The following is a 3,174-nucleotide window of genomic DNA, read 5'->3' as shown; positions in this document are numbered from 1 at the left end:
TCGTGAAGGCGCTCGTCGGGTCGCCGCTGGTCGATGGCGCCATGCTGCGCGGCGCCGGCCACTGCATGGACTTGCACCACGTTGGCCGTGCGTTGCAGCTGCAGCAGCTCGCATTTGCATTGCAGTGTGCAAGCGAGCACGAACCGGCCTGATCCATCGCGTGCTCACCGGTGTACGCTCGGCAGCGCCTCTGCGAGGCAGGAATGTCGACATGCCACTCACCCCCCAGGGCGTGGCCGAGCGAGACCACCGATCGGCCATCGCCGACAAAAAACGAAGCGAGACACGAGCGCGCATCTTGAGTGCCGCGCTCGCGCTGTGCGTGGGCCAGCGCGGCCACCTGCCCACGGTTGAAGACGTGGTCGCCCGTGCCAAGGTCTCGCGCGGCACCTTCTACAAGTATTTCGATTCGATCGAGGCGGCGCTCTCTGCGCTGGGCCATGACCTCACACGCCTGTCGTCGCTCGAAGGCGAGCGCTTTCGCGGTGTGTTCACCGACAAGTGGAAGAGCACCTCGGTGGCGCTGCGCACGCTGATGACCCGCGCGCTGCTCGACCCCACCTGGGCCGAGCTGGCCCTGCGCACCCGCGGCTGGGTGGGCGACGGCTTCTTCGAGAAGCTGGTGATGCAAGACCTGGCCGAAGGCCGCGCGAGCGGCGAATACCACGTGCGTGACGACCAGGTGGCCTTCGACTTCTTGTGCGGGCTGATCGAATCGTGTGCCGCCTCGCTCCACCGCGGCGTGCCCGACCCCGAGCACTACATCGACAGCGTGATCCACACCTGGCTGCAGGCACTGGGCATGGAGGCGCGCCACTGCGACGAGGCGGTGGGCATGTCGAAGCGCTTCCTGAGCGACTACGTCGCGGGCGAGCTACAGCCGTTCTTGAGGTCTGACGGGCCGCCCGCGTCTTGAGCCCGGTGCGATGCCACCACGGCATCGAAGCACCCGCTTCCTGATCTGTTGCGCAGGCGCAGGCCTGCTCAGCATGGGCCGCTGATCAAGAGCGACATTCGGCGGTGGCAGAAGGTGGTCGGCGACCACAAGATCACAGCGGATTGAGCGGCACCCCGACCGGCTCGTCGTCTTGGCACTGCGCGGCTGCTTTCGACCCCCAGGAGCCGGTGGCGGTCTTCTCAGCGAACAGCAGGTTTACCTGGGGATTCGCTGATCAAGTAGCCGCACAGCGGCTGCAGATCGAGAAGCTGTCGAGCAGCGAGAATTTGTGTTGATGTGAGGCTCCACGGGTAGAGCGCGGAGACGCCGGCCGGTGCGAGCAGGAAAACGGGCCAAGTCTTGGTTGAGATCATCTGCAACTCCCGACGGATCCACGCTCCGCGTCTCCGTCATCGGGGCCACCTCGGTGGCCGTCTGCCTTGTCGATGTTCATACGCTTTCCCCCCGACGCTGAACGGGTTGGGTCACGGTGATGACGGGCTGCAGTGGTCTGGGGAACGCAAGCCTGCGGACGACCCATTCACCCAGAGCGATGGTGAGCAGCCACGTGCCGACAACCGCGATGTCAGAGGCCAGCCCCATGGGCGGCTCTCCGGTGATCAGGTAAATGGGGAACATGACCAGCGCGACGGTTCCCGATCCCATGCCGATGGCATAGGCGCGGATCATCCAGGCCCGGTGTCGAAGCATGTCGTGCGCCCGTGCCGCCGCCACCCCCAGCACGAGCGCTGCGATCAGCGCCAGGCCAAAGACCCCGCGTGCGGCATCCAGAAGCCCGGTTGTGATGCTCTCGACCTGCAGCAGCAGCCCCAGCCCCGACAGCGCCAACCCCGCTCCCGCAAGCACAAAGACGCGCCCGGCCAGGCGGTGCAGAGTCCCGAATCGGTGGCGTTGGGCGCGGGCAAACTGCAGCGGCCCGAGTACACCGAAGAGCACGCCGCCGAGCGAATGGAGGAAAAATGCGACAGGAACGGAGGCCAGCCGCAGGCTGTCTTCGGGCAATGCGCCAAGCGGGATCTGCACCACGCGGACAGCGGCCATCATCACCGGGATGAAGGTGCAAAAGGCCAGGGCCAGAACAAGCGGAATCGGTCGGGTGAGGGTGTGGATCATGGCAACTTCACTTCTGGGACGACCCCGCGCCGGACGCGATGCGGGCCAGCAGTTTCCGCCTGCGCAGATCGAGCGCGCCGAGGCGCGCTGCGTCCGCGGACGCCTCAGAACTCATAGGCCATCCCCAGCGCCACGAATCCTCCAAAGCGACGATCGTCGTCGGACGTCCCTGCCGTCCCGAGACGACCGACAAGCGGACTCTTCGCGGGAACATCTCCGAGATGGGAGATTGCGAGATTGGCCTGCAACTTCCACTTCGGCGCAACGGCGTACTCTGCACCGACACTCACTTCGACCTTGCGCAACCCCGATTTCGGCGTGTACACGGAGAACGACGTGGCCTGCGCCTGGGCTGGCGTCACGCCGAAGTAGGTCTGCATGTAGTCGCTATTGGCCCACGTCGCGCCGGCGGCAAAACGAAGGCCGAGGCGGTCGGACAACGACCACGGCATCTCGACGGTCATGTCCACCTGCGTGCCCTTGTGGCCGCGCTCGCTCAGCGACTGGCGCGCGACCAGCGTCACCGGTCCGTAGCCGATCCCCACGCCGGCCTCGGTGCTGGCCTTCACGTTGCCCATGCCGGCCAGGCGCTTGTCGCCAGGGGTCGGGTCCAGTGTCGATGTGTCCTTGTCCTTGCGGCCGGGGTCGAACTGCGCGACCAGGCTGAACCTGAACTGACCTGCTTCGATAGCGTTCCAGAACAATCCACGCTGACCGAACTCGACGCTACCCCACTCGCGACTGCGGTAGCTGAGCGTCAGGTCCGGGCCCGCCAGCGTGCGGGTGTTGGGGCTACCTTCATAGGTCGGCATGCTCACCACGTTCAGGCCAATGCGGCCGCTGAGCCCATAGGCCGGCTCTTGGGAAACCGACTGCGCCTGCACGGGCGGGCACAGCGCGAGGGAGGTGGCAGCGAGTCCTGCCTGCACGATCAGGGAGAAGACGGGTACTTGAGCAAGGCTGGGCAAGGCTGGGAAGTTCGGCATGTGAGGCTGATGTGTCAAAGGATTGGAAGAAGGGCAGGCTTGCGAAATCGGCAGGGCGAACGAAGCCCGACCCGGGTCTGAACCAGGGTCTGGTGTGAGCTGGAAAACTCAGGCCGG

Annotated in this window: 4 protein-coding genes; 1 reads left to right on the top strand and 3 read right to left on the bottom strand. The window is 65.8% G+C overall.

Annotation, left to right across the window (positions count from 1 at the left end; all coding sequences use genetic code 11):
* Positions 1-211 precede the first annotated feature (211 nt).
* Positions 212-916: a TetR/AcrR family transcriptional regulator gene (locus tag RMO40_RS03880; RefSeq protein ID WP_309716574.1), complete on the top strand. Its 705-nt coding sequence runs from the start codon at positions 212-214 to the stop codon at positions 914-916.
* Between the two features lie 221 nt (positions 917-1,137).
* Here the strand turns inward: RMO40_RS03880 and RMO40_RS03875 are convergent, their stop codons facing one another.
* The 3 genes from RMO40_RS03875 to RMO40_RS03865 form a co-directional block, all read right to left on the bottom strand.
* Positions 1,138-1,311, bottom strand: coding sequence for a hypothetical protein (locus RMO40_RS03875; protein WP_309716572.1), 174 nt, complete (start codon positions 1,309-1,311; stop codon positions 1,138-1,140).
* Between the two features lie 76 nt (positions 1,312-1,387).
* A complete protein-coding gene (locus RMO40_RS03870) occupies positions 1,388-2,071 on the bottom strand; it encodes a DUF2306 domain-containing protein (RefSeq protein ID WP_309716568.1) in 684 nt (227 codons plus the stop codon).
* Between the two features lie 104 nt (positions 2,072-2,175).
* Entirely contained in the window at positions 2,176-3,057 is an 882-nt protein-coding gene (locus RMO40_RS03865; RefSeq protein WP_309716565.1) for a MipA/OmpV family protein, read from the bottom strand.
* Positions 3,058-3,174: the final 117 nt, after the last annotated feature.

The organism is Rhizobacter sp. (assembly GCF_031412075.1).
In the GTDB taxonomy this organism is placed as follows: domain Bacteria; phylum Pseudomonadota; class Gammaproteobacteria; order Burkholderiales; family Burkholderiaceae_C; genus Rhizobacter.
The sequence above is the reverse complement of the archived record's forward strand: the minus strand, read 5'-3'. Positions and strand labels throughout refer to the sequence as shown.